The sequence below is a fragment of the Halopelagius fulvigenes genome (assembly GCF_055398025.1).
The window spans coordinates 1517081-1536747 of record NZ_AP043846.1 but is presented as its reverse complement, the minus strand read 5'-3'; the positions used below and the strand labels follow the sequence as shown (position 1 = coordinate 1536747).

Genomic DNA, 19667 nt, shown 5'->3' with positions numbered 1-19667 from the left:
CGCTCCCCGCGTGGTATCGATATCTCCGGGCGTCCTGGTCGTCTTCGCCGTCATCGTCGCCGCTCTCGCGTTGTTCGTGACGGAACCGGTCCCCGTGGACATCACCGCCATCGGCGTGATGATGGCGCTCATGCTCGCACAGCCGTTCTCGCAGTTGCTGGTCGGCAGCGTCCTCGCGGAACCGATCGTCTTCTTCGAGGACTATCCGGCGGACGCGCTCTCGGGGTTTTCGAGCACCGCGACGCTGACCGTCCTCGCCATGTTCGTCCTGAGCGACGGCGTCCAGCGGACGGGCGTCATCCAGTTGATCAGCGCGAAGATATCCCCGTTCACCGAGGATAGCCTCCTTCGGCAGTTGGGCGCGACCATCGGCATCGTCGGGCCGATATCCGGATTCATCAACAACACCGCCGCCGTCGCCATCCTCATGCCGATGGTGACCGACCTCGCGGAACGCGGCGGCACGTCGCCGTCGAAACTGCTGCTTCCGCTCTCGTACGCCTCGATGTTCGGCGGGATGCTCACGCTCATCGGCACCTCGACGAACATCCTCGCGTCGGAACTGTCGGGTCGCCTCATCGGGCGGACGTTCTCGATGTTCGAGTTCACCGCCCTCGGCGCACTCGTCTCCGTCGTCGGCGCGGCGTACCTGCTGACGGTGGGGCAGTGGCTCACACCCGAGCGGATCGAACCCCGGGCGGACCTGACCGAGGAGTTCGAGATGGCGGAGTACCTCACCGAAGTCGTCGTCCGCGAGGACTCGCCGCTGGTCGGCCAACAGGTCCAGCGCGCGCTGGTCGAGACGGATTTCGACGTCGATCTCATCCAACTCATCCGCGAGGGCGAGGTGTTCCTCGAACCCCTCGGCCCGAAGGAGATACAGGCGGGCGACGTGTTCGCCCTCCGGACCGACCGCGACACGCTCATCGAACTGCTCGACGTCGAGGGGTTGGACCTCGTCCCCAACGTGACCGTAGACGAGGAGGAACTCGAAGCGGCCGAGTCGGGCCAGAACCTCGTCGAAATCGTCGTCGCGCCGGGGTCGTTCCTCGTCGGCGAATCGCTCGTCTCCGCGGGGTTCCGCCAGCAGTACGACGCCACCGTCCTCGCCCTCCGGCGGGGTGGCGAGATTATCCGGCGGCGGATGGACAACATCCCGCTTCGCGTCGGCGACACCCTCCTCGTGCAGGCGACGACGAACAGCATCGAACGCCTCGACGTGAATCGGAACTTCATCGTCGCCCAGGAGATAGAGCGCAGCGACTACCGCGAGGAGAAGATACCCGTCGCGGTTGGCATCGTCGCCGCCGTCGTCGCCGTCGCCGCCCTCGATATCCTCCCCATCGTCGTCTCCGCACTCGCCGGCGCACTCGCGATGATAGCGACGCGGTGTCTGCGCCCCACGGAACTGTACGACGCCGTCCAGTGGGACATCGTCTTCCTCTTGGCGGGGGTCATCCCCCTCGGCATCGCCATGGAGACGTCGGGCGCGGCGGCGCTTCTCGCCGAGTTCGTCGTCCGGACGGGCGACGTGCTTCCGATGATAGGCGTCCTCGCGGTGTTCTACCTCGTCACCGCCCTGCTGACGAACCTCATCTCGAACAACGCCAGCGTCGTCCTCATGATACCCGTCGCCGTCGAGGCGGCGCAGACGCTCGAGTCGAACGCGTTCTCCTTTATCCTCGCGGTGACGTTCGCCGCCTCGACGGCATTCATGACGCCCGTCGGCTACCAGACGAACCTCTTCGTCTACGGCCCCGGCGGCTACCGGTTCACCGACTACCTCCGCGTCGGCGGGCCGTTGCAACTCCTCTTCGCAGCCGTCACGACGGTCGGTATCGCCGCATTCTGGGGGCTGTGATAGCGTCTCTCGTCCGATTCGACCGAACGAAACGTTTTACACCGGGACGGACCGAGGACTGTACGAGGGACCGTGGGTTAGCCTGGTATACTTCGGGCCTTGGGTGCCCGTGACCCCGGTTCAAATCCGGGCGGTCCCATACCCATTAAGGCAGAACCAGCGGCTCTTGCCGGTATTTTCGGGGCTTCGAGGTGGTCCGCGTGATGCTCCTCTCTACCGAGGCGCAGCTTCGGGAGTGCGAGTACTGCGGGTCCCACGTCACCCGCAACTTCCGCCGCGTCTACGGTGACGTAGACGGTGTTGTTCATCGGTGCCGCGAGTGCGATACTCTCGTTCGTCTCCAACAAGGTTCTGCGGCCGGACGTGACGTTCCGACGCCCGACCCGCAGAATACCCCCGGTCGTCACGGCGACGAACCTGCGAGGTGGTCGGAGTGAGGGCCGAGTTCGTTCGCGCCTCGGCACTCTACGACATCGCCAACGGGACGGTCATTCGTCATCCCGCGTTCGACGCAACTGACAAAGACGTTCGTCGCGCAGTCCGGGGTGGCGGGCGTTGAACCGTCCCGGTCTGGCCGTGGTCATAGGTCACGGCCTCGACGCGCTCACCACCGCGGTCGGAATCGCAATCGGCGTCCTGAAGGTCGCCGTCGCGGTCCTCGCGGCCATCGGTCTCATCGTCGCCGCTCGGTTCGTCGACGAGCGGTGCGTCTCGATATACGGTTATCTGCTCGGCGCCGTCGGTGCGGTGGTCGCTCTCGGGAATCTGGCGGTGATAGCGGCATGAGCCACGTCGCGCCGCATTTCCACGAGGTGGACATGTTCCTATGGTTCACCGATAATGGCCTCTCGCCGTACTGGGCGCTGTCGAACCTCTGTATTCGCGAGTTCGATGGTTACCGGAAGCTCACCTACGAGATCGGAGACGAGGTGTGGGTCGCACGGATGAACTATAATGCCGAGACAGGTATCGCCCCGCGCGACTCCGACCCAATTCAGTCTGAGCGCGCCTACGAGTTCAAGATTCACGCCGAGGGACCAGGCGAACAGAAGGCCGACTTCGTCTTTTCGCCGCGGTGGGATGGCCAGAAGAAACCCGACGGCGAGGAGATGAAACGCCCGTGGTGCGGTGGCGAAGGCGTTCAGATTCACGTTCAGGGGTCGAACCTGACCTACGACGAGTACCTGTTCATCCTTCAGCACACCCTCCAGGCGTTCGCCGAGGAAGCCCGCACCGACTTCTCTCGACGATACTTCAACCGGCCGCTCGGAGACTCGAACATTGCCACCACCGAACTGTACGTCCGGCTCGTCCGTGAGTATGCGAAGAAGCTCACTCGGTCGACCGGCGTGTTCTACAAAATCATGCACCTCCTCTCAGAGGAGAAAGACGCGCAGTGGGTGTACAAGGGCGACAACACCGACATCGTCGGGAAACGGCACGCATTTGCCCTCGACCCGCTCGCGTCGAGTAAGCTCGTAGAGAACCACTCGCTCGGAAAGCGGTTGAAGTGCTACCATCCGAAGTACGTCCGTTCGAAGGAGAGTCGAGACGACCCCCTCTCGTCACCGAAGTTCGCCGTCGCGTTTCACAAGTCGCTCAACACGACCGAAGGAATCGCCGGGGAGTACCGCTCGGGCGGGTCGGCGGTGAAGTGGCGTGACCGTGACCAACTCCTGCGCGAAGTCGAAGAGACGCTCATCAACGTCCTCCGCGGGGAAGTGGTGGTGAACGACAATGGCTTGGTTCGGTTCTCCTCGGAGAAGGTCCGCCAAGAGATCACCGCTATCGTCGAACGCGTCGAGTCGTTCGTGGAGGAGGGGGTGAACGCGGTTGCCCGTCTCGCGAACGTCGAGACGCGGTCTGCCGCGGACTCGGCTATCCAGCGGTGGATGAACAAGTACGGCGCATCGTTCGAGGAGATAGACGAGGACGGCGGGAAGATTCGCTTCGACACGGTCATGTCGACACTCGCCTCGTCGAAGGTTCCGACGCTCGAAGACGTCCTTCAGGAAGGCTTCGACGCGTGGTGTAACGCCGGTCGAGACCCGGCAGTGTTCACCTGCCTCAGCTACGTGGTGAAGAACCTCGACGGAACGGCAAACGTGGGCGGGAGCGTGGGGAAGAAAATCACCTGGTAACGCAGTGACTCGTGAGTGGCAACACTCGTCTGACCCTCTTTCTGTTATATGCGAACGTCCTGACGGGCGTCGCCGTCCGCTCACTCTCTCCAATATTCTTCTAAATCCGGCGTAAACGGCTCACTGAGCAGGTCTGCGAGCATCTTGGTCGATTAACTCACGGACTTGCTCACTCCTCAAGCTGACTTAATTAGACAGTACCCTTTATCTCGACATCTCATTTGGATGAATGAATGCGATTAAGATTCACTCATTCAACCACAATTGGCTTCGAAGGGTTGAAGCGACGTTAGTGAGGTGTACGTGTCCGAATATCGCCACAATCAGTGCTCCAACCGAGTTGAAGGTCAAATCCGCGATCGTATCGGCGAGACCGTGCTGAGCCAACGGCATCGTCAGTCCGGTTTCATCGGCGACGATATCGAGGCCGAACTCGAACAGCTCCCAGATGACTCCAAACGAGAGCACAACCACGAAAATATAGACGAAAAGGAACTTCCGGGGGATGATGATCTTCTCGTCATGGATGTCGATGGCCCGGGCGGCGGTGTATCCGACCGCTGCAACCAGGGAGGCCGACATCGAGTGGGTGAGGTGGTCCCACCAGTCGATCTGACCGTACAGCCCGGCTGACCCGAGCGTATGGAGAAATACGGCGGTCGTGACCCACAGTCCTAGCCACGGATCGAGCGGGAACCGATAGTTGCGCTCGAAGATAGCCGGAAGGAACGTCATGAGCAACGCAACCCCTCCGTTGACGATCGCCTTGGGTTGGCCTGCAACCACTCCATACGCAACGATACCAGCCAACACAAGCTGCATCCCCCGGGTCAGGCGAATCTGGTTCCGAGTCGAGGGGCGCGGTAGGAGACTCATCGTCGCACCACCTGCTGAATCGCCTGCCAGAGCTGGCGATCTCGACGGCTAAAGTACACGTCGAACAGAACGCCGGCCGTCAACCCAGCAAGTGTTACCCAGAGAAATTCGACCATGAGTACTTCGTTCGTCGAGAGGTAGGTGGTCTCGAACAGGCGGTCGAGGTGCCATCGGAGGATTCCCCAGGCTGCGGCCCACGCCATCGTGGTCAACACGACTAAGACGATGGCGAACCAGTGAGTGAGCTTGAGTGCGGTGAACATGTGTAGCTCAACAGTGACGAGCAACGCCAGTGCCGCCAGAGCGAGATACGAGGCGAAAATGCCGACGGTTCCGCCAAATAATCCGCGGACGAGAATCGGTAACAACGCGAGTAGCAGTAATTCCCAGGGAAGCATTACGCGCCAGTCACGGTAGACGCCCGGTGGCAGGAGAACAATGACGCCTGCTACCGCGACGAACACTATCCACTGGAGGTCGGAATCAAGGAGGCTCTCGACGAAAACCATCAAGAGAACGCTGATCAACAACCACGCGACGATTGCGTTCATCCGACCGCTTCGGAACAACCGTTCAAGAACGTCGTGAACGCTACCGTCGAAAATCCGTTCCCGGTCCTGGTCACTCATCACTCGTTCCGACGACTTAGACGGCTACTTAGTAAGTCACTCCGATGTCCTACTACAGAAGGACTAGGTCTGCGAGTAAGATCAGGCATACCTGTGAGAGAAAGTGAGGAGGGGGCCAACGCGAAATAGTCTCGGAGCTCTCTCGTCTCGTTTTCATAATCCCCTGCGTGATTCTCCCCGTCCATACGGTAGTCGTCGACATCCACGACGACTGGGAATCATAAGTCAGGGTGCAGTCAGTACGTGCTAATGGCGCGTTCCGACGAACTGCAAACCGATAGCAAAGTGAATATCGATGACGTGTTGACAAAATTGGCGGAGCTCGAGGCGATCGTCGATAGAGAGGAAGAGTTAGAACAAGTGCGGGAAACGATGCGAACCGCGCGACACGTTCGCCCCCACGGCGTGATCGGTCGATTCCAAGGCCAATTCGGCCCCCGTGATGCCGGGGAAGCGCTGGTCGGGAGTTTCGTCTTTGGGATGCCGATGATAGTCGAGGATGGCGCACTCGAAATTGGACGGTTCATTGCGGGTCGTCCGTCGTTTCTCTGCCTGACGGCCCTCCTGGGAATGGCTCTCGTTTTCGGTGTGTTGCACGCCGGTGAATTCGAACGGGTTGGCGAAGACCGGCTTTTGGGAGTCATGCCGTTACGGCCAGTTGCCATTATCAGTATCGCTGGAGCGTCGGCTATCGGCCTGATGACGATCTGGGGTCGGGTGTCGTGGAGTGAGCCGATGGTCGCGGGGAGTCAGACGTTGCTGATCGGTATCGTCATGAGTGTTGGTGCTTCTCTCGGTGATATTCTGCCAGAGTGATATTCAATAATGATGTACTTAAATTTTGATGCAAAGATGGGAATATAGGAGAGTAAGACACGTATCAAATCTATCTTCCGAGGTTGTGACAGAGATCCTGTCGTTTCCCTATGGCAATCACAGTAAGCGGTTCTCCGCAACTCGGGCAGTTGAGTTTGACTCGGGCGACGAACTCTTCATCATCTGAACTGGCTTCGACAGACGTCTCGGAGGAGTCGTATTCTCCAGCGAGTCCGTTGCCACAGGCTGGGCAGTCTAATGGATCCTCTCCCATGCTGTTGGGCTTTGCTAGCCCGTGGCATAATTTCACCTGCTAGACACGACGAGTGAACTCACGCTCGAAGCACCACCGTTATCTCGTCTACGATGTGGCCTACATGATCGGCAAGACGCAGAGCGACACTTCTACGCGAACTCACCACCGAGCACCGCGTAGCGTGTGCGAGGCCCGCGAGTCCGCGGTACGTGGGGTTACCACGGATTTGAACTAGGGAGTGGAGCGAAGCGGAACGACCGAAGTTCAAATCCGGGCGGTCGCATTTTCTGTGCGACGAACGCACGTGAGGAGCCAGAAATGAACAGCGGCCGGTTTGAGCCAGCGAGCGAACGGAGTTCTCGTGAGCCGGAGGCGAACGAGAGCACGGAAGAACGGAGTTCTTCCGGAGTGAGCGAGTGAGGTTCAAATCCGGGCGGTTCTCCCTCTTCCCGACGTAAAAACGGGGACGAGAGGACATACCGCGGCCTCTCGGGAGTCTTCCGATTCTCCGAACATCGGCAAATTTTATCTATATACTGAAACAATGTCCGACCCACACGTACATAGAGGACCCAAAACGGCCAAAATCCATTAATAGAGCGGCACTAGAGAGATAGTCCATGATTGATACGTTTGCGCGGCTGGCGACCGCGCTCGGCGTCCGTCCCTTGGCGGCGCGGGGGTACGGACTCGCCAAGGGCGTGGAGTACCGCCTCCACGGCGAGACGTACGCCGTCGAAGTCGGCGACGCCGCCGCGGAGTTTCGCATCCCGACGAGAAACGAGTTCTCCGACCTCGATACGCTCGAAGAACGGCCGGTGCTCGAAGCGCTCTTGGGCGAACTCCGCCCGGACGACGTGTTCTACGACGTCGGCGCGAACGTGGGACTGTACTCGTGTCTGGCCGCCGACGCGGTCGAACCGCCCGTCTTCGCCTTCGAACCCCACCCGGAGAACGCCGACCGGTTGGCGCAGAACGTCGCTCACAACGGCGCGAACGTCTCGCAGTACCGGTACGCACTCGCCGCCGAGGAGGGGACGGCCGAGTTGGCACTTGCGTTGGACAAGGTGGGGTCAGCGGGACACAGTCTCGTCGGCACGCCCGGAAAATCCGGATACGGGCGGGTGGAGGTGCGAAAACGCCGCGGCGACGAACTCGTCGAGTCGGAGGGACTGCCGGAGCCGACGGTGGTGAAGATCGACGTGGAGGGGGCGGAACACAAGGTTCTCGACGGACTGGCGGAGACGCTTTCTCGCCCGTCGTGCCGCCTCGTCTACTGCGAGGTGCACCCCGAACACCTCCGGATGGCCGGGTCGTCGGTGGCCGACGTTCGGGACCGACTGGAGGCGTTCGGGTTCGCCGTCGAAGACCGGTCGATTCGGTCCGGGCAACCGTTCCTCCGGGGCGAGAAGTGACGGCCGTACGTTCATAACCCATCGCGGGACCACACCCCGCGTGCCACCCGAGTCGATTCCGTTCTCTCACCTCGCCCGCGCGGCGTACTGTCCGCGGCAGTTGTACTACGCCGAGAAGTACGACGACCACGAACCGCCCGCGGAGGTGGAGTCGGTCCGCGAACTCGCGTTCCGATACCGCGAACTCGGCGACGCGTCCGCGGACGAACTCGCCTCCCTCCCCATCGACGTCTCGCCCGCCTCGTACCGCGAGCGTCTGGATTCGCTGGCCGCCCGCGACGACTGGGCTGAACTCGCCGACCCGACGACGCGGGACGCCTTCCTCTCCGGACGGGACTGTCACGGCGTCGCGCACAAACTCCTCGAAGTCGGGGACGGCCCGCCGATACCGACAGTCGTCTCGCCGGGGACGCCGCCGGAGAACGGCGTCTGGAAGCCCCAACGCGTGCGCGCGGTGGCGGCGGCGAAGGCGTTGGCGTGGGAGCGAGAGCGAGAGATACCCCGCGCACTCGTGGAGTACCCCGCCCACGGCATCGTGCGGACGGTTCGGCTGACGACCCGGAACAAGGGCGCGTACCGCCGGACGCTGTGGACCGTCCGTTCGACGGAAGGCGTCCCCTCGCGGGTGGAGAACAGAGAGAAGTGCCGCGAGTGCGCGTACCGAACGCGGTGCGGCACGAAAACCCGGTCGCTGAAGACGATGCTGGGGTTGTGAACCGTCTCGTTACTCCCGTTCGTCCTCGTGGGCGGCCAACCACGACTCCACCTCGTCGGCCATCGCGCCGCGCCGGTGGACGACGCCGCGCCCGGGGTCTACGACCGTGCTCGGGAGTCGTTCGTCCTCGTTTTCGTCGGCGGCGAGTTCGCCGATATCGCGAGACTGCGTCTCGCGGTTCGGTGGACGCAGTTCACCGATATCCACGACGGCCCCGACGGCCGACCGGAGTTCCTCGTCCAACCGGTCGGGGTGGGTGACGCTCGGTTCCCCGCTCACGTTCGCACTCGTCGCAGTCACCGGCGTCGGCGCGGCGCGGCGGAGGAGTTCGAGGGCGACGGCGTGGTCCGGGACGCGGACGCCCACCCGGTCGCCGCCCGCCGTGAGTTCGTCCGGCAGTTCGTCGCCGCGTTCGACGACGACGGTGACCGGGCCGGGGAGGAACTCGCGCATGAATCGCTCCTCGAACGGCGTCACCGAGACGTATCTGAGCGCCGCGTCAACGTCCGGAACGGCCATCGAGAGCGGTTTCTCCCGGGGGCGGTCCTTCGCCTCGAAGGCGCGTTCGACCGCCGCGGCGTTCGTCGCGTCCGCGCCGAGGCCGTACACCGTCTCCGTCGGGTAGACGACGAGTTCCCCGTCTTCGACGGCGGCGGCGGCGGCGTCGAGCTCCTCGTCGGTAGCCGTGGTGTCGTCGGTGGGCGGCATAGTCGTCGGGGACGAGGCGACGAACGAGAAAAAGCGTGCCGAAGCGGTCAGGCGTGCTCGGAGACCGCGTCTTCGAGTTCGTCGTAGTCGGGGAAGTCCGGCCACTCCGCGGCGACCCACTTGTACTGCACCGTTCGGTCCTCGTCCACGACGAACGCCGAGGGGCGGTGTTCCGTCACGCCGGCCATGCCGTCTAACTCGTTCTCGATGCCCCAGTCGGCGGCGACGCCGGCGTTCGGATCCGAGAAGAGGCGCGCGTCCACGCCGCGTTGCTCCAAGAACGTCTTGTGCTCGTACGGCGAGGAGATGGAGACGCCGACGGTGGTCAGCTCCTCGGGGAACCCCCTGTCGCGAATCTCGTTCCAGACGTACGTCGAGGGGAACGCGCCGTCGGCGGGGTGGAACACGAGGAGGACCGGTCCCTCCGCGGTGAGTTCCGACAGCGACGCGTCCTGCCAGTACTCGTCGTTCACCAACGGGCGCGTGAAATTCGGCGCTTCCTCGCCGACGTCCGGCGCGTCCGGGTCGGGGAGTTCGACCACCTCGAAGTCGGGCATCAGGCCGCACCCCCGTCGCCGTACGTCTTCTGGAGGTACTCCACGATGTTCGCCGACTCGGACATCGTGACGCCGGTGTTCTCGTCGATTATCGCCGGGACGGTCCGCTTGCCCGAGATGCGCTTGACCGCGTTCCGGTCGGAGTGCATCGGTTCGACGAACCGGGACTCATACGGAAGGTCGAGTTCCTGCAGGACCCGAACTACCCGCTCGCAGTAGGGGCACGCCTGCAGGCGATACAGCGTTATCGCCGGGTTGTCGCCTGCCATGGTCGCGTGTACGGACGACGCGTCCCTAAGACCTTCGCTCGCGGGAACCTACGCTGCGAGCGGCGGTACCCGCCAAAATCGTACGTTCGTGGACTCAGACCGAGGGTAAGCCTTAATTCCGGGGCCGGACAATGGAACGTAGTTGCATGGGTTTGCCGCCGCTATACACACACACCGCCGCCGGGGCTATCGTTCCGGGCGGTGCGAGTACGCCCGACACCGGATCTCTCGTCGGGATTGCATCGGCTACAGCATCGGTGCTCCAACCGGTGCTGCAGTCAGTCCCCGTCAACGATACGACCGTCACCGTCGCCGGTGCGGTCGCTATCGTGTTTCTCATCGGTCTCTCTGCGTTCTTCTCCTCCTCGGAGATAGCGATGTTCTCGCTGGCGAAACACCGCATCGACTCGCTGGTGGAGGAGGAGCTACCCGGCGCGAAGACGGTGCAGAGTCTCAAGTCTAATCCGCACCGCCTGCTGGTCACCATCCTCGTCGGGAACAACATCGTCAACATCGCGATGTCCTCTATCGCGACGGCACTGGTTGGCATCTACTTCGACCCCGGCACCGCGGTGCTCCTCTCGACGTTCGGCATCACGACGCTCGTGTTGCTGTTCGGCGAGAGCGCCCCCAAGTCCTACGCGGTCGAGAACACCGAATCGTGGGCCCTCCGAATCGCCCGCCCCCTGAAGTACTCCGAGTACGTCCTCTTACCGCTGGTCGTCTTCTTCGACTACCTCACACGCGCGATAAACAAGGTGACGGGCGGTCGGTCGTCCATCGAGACGTCGTACATCACCCGCGACGAGATACAGGGCCTCATCGAGACGGGCGAACGCGAGGGCGTCATCGAGGAGGAGGAACGCGAGATGCTCGACCGCATCTTCCGCTTTAACTCCACCATCGCCAAGGAGGTGATGACGCCGCGCCTCGACATGAACGCCGTCTCGAAGGACGCGACCATAGACGAGGCCATCGAGACGTGCGTGCAGGCGGACCACGAACGGGTCCCCGTCTACGACGGCAACCTCGACAACATCATCGGCATCGTCAACATCCGCGACATGGTCCGCGAGAAGTTCTACGGCGAGGGCGACGGCGAACTCGCGGACATCGTCCAACCAACGCTGCACGTCCCCGAGTCGAAGAACGTGGACGAACTGCTGACGGAGATTCAGGACCAACGGATGCAGATGGTCATCGTCATCGACGAGTTCGGGACCACCGAGGGCCTCATCACCCTCGAAGACATGGTCGAGGAGATCGTCGGCGACATCCTCGAAGGCGACGAGGAGGAGCCCTTCGAATTCCTCGACGACCGGACGACGCTGGTCCGCGGCGAGGTGAACATCGACGAGGTCAACGAGGTGCTCGAACTCGACCTGCCGGAGGGCGAGGAGTTCGAGACGCTGGCGGGGTTCATCTTCAACCGCGCGGGCCGGTTGGTCGAGGAGGGCGAGGAGATAGCGTACGACAACATCACCATCCGCATTGAGCAGGTGGACAACACCCGCATCATGAAGGCCCGAATCACCAAAGCGGAGACGCCGCCGGAGGACGAACAGCAGGAGTTAGAGAGCGAACCGTAGCGCCGGGTCGTCGAACGTCTCTTTCAGAGGACCGAACTGACGGCGAGGAACACGCCGTAACTGAGGGCGAACGCGAGGGCGAGCGACCCGGCCCACGCGAGAACCGTCTTCAGCATCTTGTCCCGGCTGACGCCGCTTCCCCCGGCGGCGTAGCCGCTTCCGATGATGGCGCTGACGATTATCTCGTTGAAGGAGACGGGGACGCCGAGGGCGACGGCGGCCTGGGCGATGGCGAAGGAGGGAATCATCGCCGCGATGGAGCGTCGCGGGCCGAGCGAGGAGTAGTCCTGCGCGAGCGCCTTTATCATCCGCGGCGCGCCGGTCCACGACCCCGCCAGGAGGCCGAGTCCGCCGCCGGCGAGGACGACGACGAGCGGAATCGTCACCGCGTCCAGGAGGGGAACGAGCGGTCCGATGGCGAGGCCGACTTGACTCCCGCCGGCGGAGAACGCGACGAGGCCGCCGAGAAAGAGGAGGAAGTGGCGCTGACCGGCGGCCGGTTCGCGCATGTCGAGCGAGACGACGGCGGCGGTGAGCAGAGCGAAGAGCAGGGCGACGCCGACGGTTCCGAGGTCGATTCCGCCGACGGTGACGGTCGGGAGGAAACTCGCGGCGTACCCCGCGAGCGACATCCCGCCGGCGTCCGCCGGGCCGAGGAGCGCGAATCGGATGTTGGCCACGAGGAAGCCGACGATGCCCCCCAAAACGGGGACGGCGACCCGTTCGGACACCGACTCGCTCCGGAGGAGGCGCGCGGTGGCGTAGGCGGTGCCGCCGCCGACGAACGGGGTCAAAACCCACAGGCTCACGATGACTTGGTACTTCTCCCACGCGGGCGCGCCCCCGTTGGCCAGTCCGACGCCGACGACGGCCCCGGTGACGGTGAACGCCGTCGCGATGGGGTAGCCGGTGAAGACGCCGACGGCGACGAGTGCGGCCGCGGTGACGAGCGCGACTATCGAGGCGGTGGCGGTGAGGACCGACCCGAGAACGAGTTCGTTGCCGACGGCCTGCGTGACGTTCGCACCCTGCAACACCGCGCCTGCGAACCCGAGCAGGCCGACGACGAACCCGGCGCGCATGATGGAGATGGCGTTCGCGCCGACGGCGGGCGCGAAGGGCGTCGAACCGGACGACCCGGCCCCGATGGCCCACGCCATGAACAGGCTCGCGAGAGAGGCGACGACGAGCGTCAGGAGGACTCCTGTTGCCACCATGGCGGCGGGCTACTTCCCCCGATATCCCTCGTCGAAGCCATCGCGGAGTCCGGTCAGCGTTCGGCGAACGAAGAGGTACATGAAGAAGACGAAGGCGAGAAGGACCACCACCAGTCCCACAAGGACGGGATTCCCCGCGACGAACTGGAAGAACCCATCGACGAGACTCTGCAGCGGACGGGCGAACATGGCCGGGGCTTTCCGGGGGAGAGGTATAGCCGTTTCGCCGCGGCGACGACGCCGCCGCCACCGAAAGAGAGAAGAGTAATAACATATGAGGAGGATGAACGTTCCAGATGGCGGGTATTCTTCCCTCCCGACCAGACCCGCCGGACGACGACGACAAGGAGCCTCGCGTGGTGGGGATAGACAGCGAGGGCGTCGAGGACCTACTCTCGGCCATCTCCTCGGACACCGCGCGGTCGATTCTGGCCGAACTCCACGAGGAACCCGCGACGCCCTCCGAGGTGGCCGACCGGGCCGGCACGTCCATCCAGAACGCCCAGTACCACCTCGAGAGGCTGACCGACACCGACCTCATCGAGGAGTCCGGGACGGCGTACTCCGAGAAGGGGCGCGAGATGACCGTCTACGCGCCCGCCGACCGCGCCCTCGTCGTCGTGGCCGGGCAGGAGGACGACGCCTCGGGACTGCAGACGGCGCTCTCGCAACTGCTCGGCGGCCTCGGCGTCGTCGCACTCGGGAGCGTCGTCGTGGACCGACTCGCGCGACGCGGCGGCCCCGCCTTCTCCATCGGCATGACACGCGGTGGCGGCGGGTCGGCGGGCGGCGCGGGAGGTGCGGAAGGCGGCGGAGGCACGCAGACGAACCTCTCCGGGCAGAGCGTCGAGACGAACGCGACGACGGGAACGGACGCCGCGGCGGCGACCACGGCGCGGAGCGGAACCACCCCCACGCCGTCTGGCGACGTCGACGAACAGGGCTCGTCGGCCCACCAGACCATGTCTGGTGACGTTGCCGAGACGCGAAACGCCTCGTCCGCCAACCGGAACGCTTCGCGTTCTGGTGACGACGGCTTCCACATCGCGGAGGTGACGGAGTCGCCCTCGGAGACGGCGACGGAGGCGGCGCGGACGGTTCCGGAGACGGCGGAGGCGACGCGGCAACCGACGGAGGCCGCCGCCTCGACGGCGACGCAGACGCCCGCGGAGACGGCGACCGAGGCGGCCCAGACGATCACCGACGCGGCGGCGGGGTCCGGCGACCCGGCGGCGGCGTTCGGCGCGGCCGTCGCGTCGCTCTCGCCCGGCGAGTTGTTCCTCCTCGGCGGGGTGGTGACCGTCCTCGCCGTCGGCGCGTACTGGTGGATGCGGGGGTGAGCGACGCTCCGCGGTCTTTTCGGCCGTCGGACGGGGGCGGCAGCGTACCGCTCACCGTTAGCTAAAACGGACGTTTCACTTTACGGAGCCTATATCGTACCGCGGACGGTACGTTGAATCGCAGGCGCACGGCGCTTCGGCCCTCCATCGTACCCGAACCGTGTCGAGATCACGCCATTCGGTCTCGCCGGGTTCGAATCGCCAGATTCGAACCGTCGTCCCCGACGTCGGGCGGCACGCCGGTTCCCCACCGGCGACGCGGGCGCGGACCCCACCCCCCTGCCCCGCCGCGCCCGCACCGTCCGCCCGCGACGCGACACCGTCCCCCGCTGACCCCCCGTTCCATCGTCGCGTCGCCGGGACGACCCGTGCGGCCTGTACCCTGTCCCGTTTCGCGGCCCTCCCCCGGGCCGCACGTGCCTCCCCCTGGCACGTTTTCCGTTCTCCGAGCGTTCGCCTCTCACTCCCCGGTCGGGGGTATCGTGAACGTCTCGAACGCGTCGCCGTCGGTTTCGACGAGGCGGCCGCGGACGCCGCCGTCCGGCAACGCCTCCAACTCCGCGTGCGCCGCCCGGTGGCCCCGCGGTTGGGCGTGACTTCCCGGATTGAGAAGCGCCACCTCGCCCGTGGCGTCGAACGTCGGGCGGTGACTGTGTCCGAACAGAACCACGTCCGCGCCGCGTTCCCGCCCGAACAGCGATAGCGCCGTCGGGCCGCCGCGTCGCGTGTGGGTCATCGCGAACGTGAGGCCGCCGTAGGTGAACGTCCGGGCCTCCGGGAGGCGTTCGCGGATTCCGGCGTCGTCGTTGTTGCCGAAGACGCCGAAGAAGCGGTCGGACTCCGCGACGAACTCGTCGAGGACCGACTCGCGCATGAAGTCGCCGGCGTGGGCGACGACGTCGGCCTCTCGGACGGCGTCTGCGGTGCGACCGGAGAGGCGGTGCGAGTCGGTGCTGTGCGTATCGGAGACGACGACGAGCATCGAATCGGTGTACGGGGGCGAGGTAGAGGTATCTTCCGACCCGCGGGCGGGGAAAACCCTCTTACCGCAGACGGGAGAGGTGGAGGACATGGCAGAGAGTAAAGGCGTCGTGATCGCCGCGCTCATCGCCAACGGAGCCATCGCGGTGCTGAAGTTCGGCGGCTTTCTCCTCACGAGCAGCCCGTCGATGCTGTCGGAGACGTACCACTCCATCTCCGACACCGGGAATCAGGTGTTCCTCCTCCTCGGCATCCGGTACAGCGAACGGAAGGCCGACAGGGAACACCCCTTCGGCTACGGGAAGGCGCAGTTCTTCTACTCGTTTCTCGTCTCCGTCCTCCTTTTCGGCATCGCCGGCTGGGAGTCTCTGAAACACGGCTACGACGCCGTCGTCCACGGCGGGCACGCCCTCGGCGGCACCGTCTCCGCCCTCGGGGCGACGTTCCCCGCGTGGTACGTGAACATCGCCGTCCTCCTCGGGGCCATCGGATTCGAGAGCTACGCGTTCAAGAAGGCGTCCGACGAACTCCACCGGCAGATACGCGAGTACGAGTGGAACGGCATCTACGACGCGTTCAAGAAGACCAGCGACGTGACGACGCTGACCGCGTTCACCGAGGACGCCGTCGCCCTCGGCGGAGCGATAATCGCACTCGTCGGTATCGCCCTCACGGAACTGACCGGCAACCACATCTTCGACGCGATGGGCGCGGTGTTCATCGGCATCCTGCTGATGGGGTTCGCCGTCGCGTTGGCGCTGGAGAACAAGCGCCTCATCCTCGGCGAGAGCCTCCCGGCGGAGGTGGAGACCGACCTCCGGCGGATCGTCACCGACCACCCCGGCGTCGTCGAACTCGACGCGTTCAGCACCGTCTTCGTCGGCCCGCAGGACATCCTCGTCACCGCCGACGTGAGTTTCGACGACGAACTCGACACCGGCGACTTGGAGGAGGACATCTCCGAGATAGAGCGGAAGTTGAAGGCCGAAGACGGCCGCGTCAACCACGTCTTCATCGAACCCGAACTGTAGTCGCGTCAGACCGCGACGCCTTCGACCGCTTCTCGGATCCGCTCTATCGCTTCCTCGACGTCCCCGCTACTCACGTCGAGGTTCGTACAGAAGCGCGTCAGGTACTCGCCGTGCGCGCCGCCGAGGACGCCCCGTTCCTCGCAGGCGGCGACGAACTCCTCGGCGGTCACGCCCGCGTCCCCGGTGGAGACTTGGACGATGTTCGTGTCGGGCGTCGGCGCGGAGAGGCCCTCGATTCCGTCGAGTCCGGCGGCGAGGCGGCGGGCGTTCTCGTGGTCCTCCGCGAGTCGGTCCACGTTGTCGAGAGCGAGGAGGCCCGGCGCGGCGATTATCCCGGCCTGCCGCATCCCGCCGCCGAACAGTTTTCTGACGCGGCGCGCCTCGTCGACGAACGCCTCGCTCCCGGCGAGCATCGACCCGACGGGCGCGCCGAGGCCCTTCGAGAGGCAGAACATGACGGAATCGACGTCGCGGACCATCCGTTCTGGTTCGACATCGAGGGCGACGCAGGCGTTGAACAGGCGCGCGCCGTCGAGGTGGACGGGGACGCCGAGTTCGTGCGCCGCCTCCGCCGCGGCGTCGATGTCCTCGGGTGGGACGGCGACGCCGCCGCGGGCGTTGTGCGTGTTTTCGAGGGACAGCAGACCCGTCCCCGGGCGGTGGAGGCTCTCTTCGACGTAGCCCTCGCGCACCTGTTCGGGCGTCGGAACCGCTCTCTCGCCCGCGTCGAACGTGCGGACCTGCAGGCCCGACAGTTGCGCGAGGCCGCCGAGTTCCCACCGGTAGACGTGCGACTCCCTCTCGACGAGAATCTCCTGCCCGCGTTCGGTGCGGACGCGCGCGGCGATTTGGTTCCCCATCGTGCCGGAGGGGACGTAGAGGGCGTCCTCGGTGCCGACGGCGTCCGCGGCGCGCGCCTCCAGTTCGTTCACCGTCGGGTCGTCGCCGTACACGTCGTCGCCGACGGCGGCGTCGCGGGCCGCCTCCCGCATCTCGTCGCTCGGGCGCGTCACCGTGTCGCTTCGAAGGTCGATGGGCATGGCTCACCCATTCCGAACGGGCGAAGAAATAGGCGGTGGTCCGGCGGTCACCGGGGGAAGGCCGCCGGAGCGTGCGGGGTCGAAGCGCGCCCCTCGACCGAGGCGGGAGTGCGAAAGGGGTTTGAACGCGACGAGAGTGAGAGGGGACATGGACCCGCGCATACGCGAACACGCACAGACCATCGCGGACCACTCCGCCGACATCCGGTCCGGCGACGACGTGGTGATAAGCGCTCCCGCCGTCGCCGAGGAGCTCGTCGTCGCCCTCCACGAGGCGTGCGCCGAACGCGGGGCGAACCCCGTCTACCTCAACAGCAGTTCCCGCGCCACCCGCGCGTTCCTGAAGAACCGCGACGGGGAGTTCGAGACGCCGGACCACCTGCTTTCGCTCTACGAGGAGATGGACGCCTTCGTCGCCGTCCGCGGAGACGTGAACGCGACGGAGCAGTCGGACGTGGACCCGGAGACGAACGCCGCGTACCGGCGGGCGATGCAACCCGCCCTCAAGGAGCGTCTGTCGAAGCGGTGGTGTCTCACGCAGTTCCCCGCCTCGGGGAGCGCGCAGTTGGCGGGCATGAGCACCGACGCCTACCAGAACTTCGTCTGGGACGCCGTCAGCCTCGATTGGGACGCCCAGAGGGAGCACCAAGCGCAGATGGTCGATATCCTCGACGACGCCGACGAGGTGCGGATCAGATCGGGCGAGGAGACGGACGTGACGATGAGCGTCGCGGGCAACTCGACGCTCAACGACTACGGCGAGAAGAACCTGCCCGGCGGCGAGGTGTTCACCGCGCCCGTCAAGGAGTCCGTCGAGGGCGAAGTCCACTTCGACATGCCCCTCTACCGGCAGGGGCGGGAGATAGAGGACGTCCGCGTCCGGTTCGAGGACGGCCGCGTCGAATCGTACAGCGCCGGACGCAACGAGGAGGTCCTCGACGGCGTCTTCGAAACCGACGAGGGGGCGCGCTACCTCGGCGAACTCGGCATCGGGATGAACCGCGCCATCGACCGGTTCACGTACAACATGCTGTTCGACGAGAAGATGGGCGACACCGTCCACATGGCCGTCGGTTCGGCGTACGCCGAGTGCGTCGGCGAGGAGAACGAACTCAACGAGAGCGCGGAGCACGTCGATATGATCGTGGACATGTCCGAGGACTCCGTCATCGAGGTTGACGGCGAAGTCGTCCAACGCGACGGCACCTTCGTGTTCGAAGAGGACTTCTGAGGCAACGGCGGCCGTTCCGTCCGAGTTCTCGGAGAGGTGAACCGACCGCTCTAAAGTTCAGATAACGAACACACCCGCCCGAAGAACTCGGAAATCGGAGGGTACGTCGCGCCGAGAGCGCCCTTATGCTGGTAATTGAACGGTCCAAATAATTTATGGCAATGTATCAGAAAAGCGGACCCACATGCCGAAGGTGAACTGCACAGAGTGCGGACGGGACGTGGGGATGCACGAGTTAGAAGCGAAGACGGTGACCCAACGGGACGGGTTCGACACGCGCTATCGGTGTCCGTACTGTCGGACGGACATGGAGGACGTGACGGAGCGTCTGGTGTAGGATCGACCGGTCCCGCCGGTCCCGCCGGTCCCGCCGCGGTTTCTCGGGAGAAAAGCGCCGGGAGCCGAGGCGTTACGCCTGGTCCCGGTCGAGGTCGAGGTCGAACTGTTCGTTCTCCACGACGGCGTTGAGGACGACGCTCGTGTTCGACTCGCGGATGTCCGCGTCGGTCAGCAGTTCCTTTATCTGGCGGTTCATCCCGTCCGTGTCGCGGAACTTCCCGACGGCGATGACGTCGTAGTCGCCGGTGACCTCGTACACAGATATCATCTGCTTCTGTTCTTCGAGTCGGTCGGTGATGTCGGGAAGCGCGCTCCCCTCGACTTTGAGTTGGATGACCGCGGTGACGTCGTAACCGAGTGCGTCGTAGTTCACCCGCGGCGTGTACCCCTCGATGACACCCTCGTCCTCCAAGTCGCGGAGGTGATTGGAGACGGTCGTCACCGAGACGTCCAACTCCTCGGCGAGACTCCGGAGACTCGCGCGTCCGTCGCCGAGTAGTGCGTTGATGAGTTTCGCGTCGAGGTTTTCGTACGTCATTACACCCACCCACTCGTGCGGGGCATTAGAATTTTACGAATATCCAATTCTGCAGCGCGGACGGGGGATTTGCGGTAAGCGATAACGTCTTTATACGGGAAGTGCACGACTCAGAGTG

Annotated in this window: 22 protein-coding genes and 1 tRNA gene; 13 read left to right on the top strand and 10 right to left on the bottom strand. The window is 64.6% G+C overall.

The window, feature by feature from the left end; all coding sequences use genetic code 11:
- The first annotated feature begins 10 nt into the window (after positions 1-10).
- The 5 genes from ACZ522_RS12570 (at position 11) to ACZ522_RS12550 (ending at position 4002) form a co-directional block, all read left to right on the top strand.
- Positions 11-1861, top strand: coding sequence for an SLC13 family permease (locus ACZ522_RS12570; RefSeq protein ID WP_379698981.1), 1851 nt, complete (start codon positions 11-13; stop codon positions 1859-1861).
- Between the two features lie 66 nt (positions 1862-1927).
- Positions 1928-2000 (top strand) — tRNA-Pro (locus tag ACZ522_RS12565).
- A 64-nt stretch (positions 2001-2064) separates the two neighbouring features.
- Positions 2065-2298 carry a DUF7563 family protein gene (locus tag ACZ522_RS12560; protein WP_379698983.1) on the top strand — a complete coding sequence of 78 codons (234 nt, stop codon included), beginning with the start codon at positions 2065-2067 and terminating at the stop codon, positions 2296-2298.
- A gap of 139 nt (positions 2299-2437) precedes the next feature.
- Positions 2438-2647: a hypothetical protein gene (locus tag ACZ522_RS12555; protein ID WP_379698985.1), complete on the top strand. Its 210-nt coding sequence runs from the start codon at positions 2438-2440 to the stop codon at positions 2645-2647.
- Positions 2644-4002, top strand: coding sequence for a DUF7845 domain-containing protein (locus ACZ522_RS12550; RefSeq protein WP_379698987.1), 1359 nt, complete (start codon positions 2644-2646; stop codon positions 4000-4002). The genes ACZ522_RS12555 and ACZ522_RS12550 overlap by 4 nt, the downstream gene beginning before the upstream one ends.
- A gap of 246 nt (positions 4003-4248) precedes the next feature.
- On the opposite strand, the gene ACZ522_RS12545 is transcribed toward ACZ522_RS12550, so the two are convergent.
- Positions 4249-4878 (bottom strand): DUF2238 domain-containing protein, encoded by a 630-nt coding sequence (locus ACZ522_RS12545; RefSeq protein WP_379698989.1) that lies wholly within the window; start codon positions 4876-4878, stop codon positions 4249-4251.
- Complete coding sequence (locus tag ACZ522_RS12540) at positions 4875-5507, bottom strand: hypothetical protein (RefSeq protein WP_379698991.1); 633 nt, start codon at positions 5505-5507, stop codon at positions 4875-4877. Before ACZ522_RS12540 ends, ACZ522_RS12545 begins: the two co-directional genes overlap by 4 nt.
- Positions 5508-5756: 249 nt before the next feature.
- Between ACZ522_RS12540 and ACZ522_RS12535 the strand changes: the two genes are divergently transcribed.
- The 3 genes from ACZ522_RS12535 (at position 5757) to ACZ522_RS12525 (ending at position 8709) form a co-directional block, all read left to right on the top strand.
- The gene (locus ACZ522_RS12535; RefSeq protein ID WP_379698993.1) at positions 5757-6323 is read left to right on the top strand and encodes a hypothetical protein; all 567 of its coding nucleotides are present in this window, start codon (positions 5757-5759) and stop codon (positions 6321-6323) included.
- Between the two features lie 876 nt (positions 6324-7199).
- Positions 7200-7994 carry an FkbM family methyltransferase gene (locus ACZ522_RS12530; RefSeq protein WP_379698995.1) on the top strand — a complete coding sequence of 265 codons (795 nt, stop codon included), beginning with the start codon at positions 7200-7202 and terminating at the stop codon, positions 7992-7994.
- Positions 7995-8034: 40 nt separating this feature from the next.
- Positions 8035-8709: a CRISPR-associated protein Cas4 gene (locus ACZ522_RS12525; RefSeq protein ID WP_379698997.1), complete on the top strand. Its 675-nt coding sequence runs from the start codon at positions 8035-8037 to the stop codon at positions 8707-8709.
- A gap of 9 nt (positions 8710-8718) precedes the next feature.
- Here the strand turns inward: ACZ522_RS12525 and ACZ522_RS12520 are convergent, their stop codons facing one another.
- Genes ACZ522_RS12520 through ACZ522_RS12510 form a run of 3 tightly spaced genes read right to left on the bottom strand, consistent with a single transcriptional unit; the run spans position 8719 to position 10243 of the window.
- Positions 8719-9417, bottom strand: coding sequence for an L-threonylcarbamoyladenylate synthase (locus ACZ522_RS12520; RefSeq protein ID WP_379698999.1), 699 nt, complete (start codon positions 9415-9417; stop codon positions 8719-8721).
- Positions 9418-9464: 47 nt separating this feature from the next.
- Positions 9465-9974, bottom strand: a complete 510-nt coding sequence (locus tag ACZ522_RS12515; protein ID WP_379699001.1) for a redoxin domain-containing protein — start codon at positions 9972-9974, stop codon at positions 9465-9467.
- Positions 9974-10243, bottom strand: coding sequence for a glutathione S-transferase N-terminal domain-containing protein (locus ACZ522_RS12510; RefSeq protein ID WP_379699003.1), 270 nt, complete (start codon positions 10241-10243; stop codon positions 9974-9976). The genes ACZ522_RS12515 and ACZ522_RS12510 overlap by 1 nt, the downstream gene beginning before the upstream one ends.
- A gap of 146 nt (positions 10244-10389) precedes the next feature.
- Here ACZ522_RS12510 and ACZ522_RS12505 point away from each other — a divergent pair, with 146 nt between their 5' ends.
- The gene (locus ACZ522_RS12505) at positions 10390-11832 is read left to right on the top strand and encodes a hemolysin family protein (RefSeq protein WP_379699005.1); all 1443 of its coding nucleotides are present in this window, start codon (positions 10390-10392) and stop codon (positions 11830-11832) included.
- Between the two features lie 23 nt (positions 11833-11855).
- Here the strand turns inward: ACZ522_RS12505 and ACZ522_RS12500 are convergent, their stop codons facing one another.
- The gene (locus tag ACZ522_RS12500) at positions 11856-13049 is read right to left on the bottom strand and encodes an inorganic phosphate transporter (RefSeq protein ID WP_379699007.1); all 1194 of its coding nucleotides are present in this window, start codon (positions 13047-13049) and stop codon (positions 11856-11858) included.
- Positions 13050-13058: 9 nt separating this feature from the next.
- Positions 13059-13238: a DUF7859 family protein gene (locus ACZ522_RS12495; protein ID WP_379699009.1), complete on the bottom strand. Its 180-nt coding sequence runs from the start codon at positions 13236-13238 to the stop codon at positions 13059-13061.
- Positions 13239-13345: 107 nt separating this feature from the next.
- Between ACZ522_RS12495 and ACZ522_RS12490 the strand changes: the two genes are divergently transcribed.
- The gene (locus tag ACZ522_RS12490; protein ID WP_379699011.1) at positions 13346-14389 is read left to right on the top strand and encodes an ArsR/SmtB family transcription factor; all 1044 of its coding nucleotides are present in this window, start codon (positions 13346-13348) and stop codon (positions 14387-14389) included.
- Positions 14390-14849: 460 nt separating this feature from the next.
- Here ACZ522_RS12490 and ACZ522_RS12485 read toward each other — a convergent pair whose 3' ends face one another.
- Positions 14850-15371 (bottom strand): metallophosphoesterase, encoded by a 522-nt coding sequence (locus ACZ522_RS12485; protein WP_379699013.1) that lies wholly within the window; start codon positions 15369-15371, stop codon positions 14850-14852.
- Between the two features lie 88 nt (positions 15372-15459).
- Between ACZ522_RS12485 and ACZ522_RS12480 the strand changes: the two genes are divergently transcribed.
- Positions 15460-16401, top strand: coding sequence for a cation diffusion facilitator family transporter (locus tag ACZ522_RS12480; RefSeq protein ID WP_379699015.1), 942 nt, complete (start codon positions 15460-15462; stop codon positions 16399-16401).
- 5 nt (positions 16402-16406) lie between these two features.
- On the opposite strand, the gene ACZ522_RS12475 is transcribed toward ACZ522_RS12480, so the two are convergent.
- Positions 16407-17441, bottom strand: a complete 1035-nt coding sequence (locus tag ACZ522_RS12475) for a threonine aldolase family protein (RefSeq protein WP_379699017.1) — start codon at positions 17439-17441, stop codon at positions 16407-16409.
- 148 nt (positions 17442-17589) lie between these two features.
- Between ACZ522_RS12475 and ACZ522_RS12470 the strand changes: the two genes are divergently transcribed.
- Positions 17590-18672: an aminopeptidase gene (locus ACZ522_RS12470; RefSeq protein ID WP_379699019.1), complete on the top strand. Its 1083-nt coding sequence runs from the start codon at positions 17590-17592 to the stop codon at positions 18670-18672.
- Positions 18673-18856: 184 nt separating this feature from the next.
- Positions 18857-19009 (top strand): hypothetical protein, encoded by a 153-nt coding sequence (locus tag ACZ522_RS12465; RefSeq protein WP_175454452.1) that lies wholly within the window; start codon positions 18857-18859, stop codon positions 19007-19009.
- Between the two features lie 72 nt (positions 19010-19081).
- Here ACZ522_RS12465 and lrp read toward each other — a convergent pair whose 3' ends face one another.
- Positions 19082-19549 carry an HTH-type transcriptional regulator Lrp gene (gene lrp / locus ACZ522_RS12460; protein WP_379699021.1) on the bottom strand — a complete coding sequence of 156 codons (468 nt, stop codon included), beginning with the start codon at positions 19547-19549 and terminating at the stop codon, positions 19082-19084.
- Between the last annotated feature and the right edge of the window lie 118 nt (positions 19550-19667).

What these genes read in the sequence shown, in the direction of transcription:
- ACZ522_RS12465 (WP_175454452.1), top strand. Translation starts at nt 18,857, where the DNA reads ATGCCGAAGGTGAACTGCACAGAGTGCGGACGGGACGTGGGGATGCAC.
- ACZ522_RS12520 (WP_379698999.1), bottom strand. Translation starts at nt 9,417, where the DNA reads ATGCCGCCCACCGACGACACCACGGCTACCGACGAGGAGCTCGACGCC.
- ACZ522_RS12470 (WP_379699019.1), top strand. Translation starts at nt 17,590, where the DNA reads ATGGACCCGCGCATACGCGAACACGCACAGACCATCGCGGACCACTCC.
- ACZ522_RS12495 (WP_379699009.1), bottom strand. Translation starts at nt 13,238, where the DNA reads ATGTTCGCCCGTCCGCTGCAGAGTCTCGTCGATGGGTTCTTCCAGTTC.
- ACZ522_RS12485 (WP_379699013.1), bottom strand. Translation starts at nt 15,371, where the DNA reads ATGCTCGTCGTCGTCTCCGATACGCACAGCACCGACTCGCACCGCCTC.
- ACZ522_RS12490 (WP_379699011.1), top strand. Translation starts at nt 13,346, where the DNA reads ATGGCGGGTATTCTTCCCTCCCGACCAGACCCGCCGGACGACGACGAC.
- lrp (WP_379699021.1), bottom strand. Translation starts at nt 19,549, where the DNA reads ATGACGTACGAAAACCTCGACGCGAAACTCATCAACGCACTACTCGGC.
- ACZ522_RS12500 (WP_379699007.1), bottom strand. Translation starts at nt 13,049, where the DNA reads ATGGTGGCAACAGGAGTCCTCCTGACGCTCGTCGTCGCCTCTCTCGCG.
- ACZ522_RS12545 (WP_379698989.1), bottom strand. Translation starts at nt 4,878, where the DNA reads ATGAGTCTCCTACCGCGCCCCTCGACTCGGAACCAGATTCGCCTGACC.
- ACZ522_RS12535 (WP_379698993.1), top strand. Translation starts at nt 5,757, where the DNA reads ATGGCGCGTTCCGACGAACTGCAAACCGATAGCAAAGTGAATATCGAT.
- ACZ522_RS12505 (WP_379699005.1), top strand. Translation starts at nt 10,390, where the DNA reads ATGGGTTTGCCGCCGCTATACACACACACCGCCGCCGGGGCTATCGTT.
- ACZ522_RS12530 (WP_379698995.1), top strand. Translation starts at nt 7,200, where the DNA reads ATGATTGATACGTTTGCGCGGCTGGCGACCGCGCTCGGCGTCCGTCCC.
- ACZ522_RS12475 (WP_379699017.1), bottom strand. Translation starts at nt 17,441, where the DNA reads ATGCCCATCGACCTTCGAAGCGACACGGTGACGCGCCCGAGCGACGAG.
- ACZ522_RS12550 (WP_379698987.1), top strand. Translation starts at nt 2,644, where the DNA reads ATGAGCCACGTCGCGCCGCATTTCCACGAGGTGGACATGTTCCTATGG.
- ACZ522_RS12515 (WP_379699001.1), bottom strand. Translation starts at nt 9,974, where the DNA reads ATGCCCGACTTCGAGGTGGTCGAACTCCCCGACCCGGACGCGCCGGAC.
- ACZ522_RS12480 (WP_379699015.1), top strand. Translation starts at nt 15,460, where the DNA reads ATGGCAGAGAGTAAAGGCGTCGTGATCGCCGCGCTCATCGCCAACGGA.
- ACZ522_RS12510 (WP_379699003.1), bottom strand. Translation starts at nt 10,243, where the DNA reads ATGGCAGGCGACAACCCGGCGATAACGCTGTATCGCCTGCAGGCGTGC.
- ACZ522_RS12560 (WP_379698983.1), top strand. Translation starts at nt 2,065, where the DNA reads ATGCTCCTCTCTACCGAGGCGCAGCTTCGGGAGTGCGAGTACTGCGGG.
- ACZ522_RS12540 (WP_379698991.1), bottom strand. Translation starts at nt 5,507, where the DNA reads ATGAGTGACCAGGACCGGGAACGGATTTTCGACGGTAGCGTTCACGAC.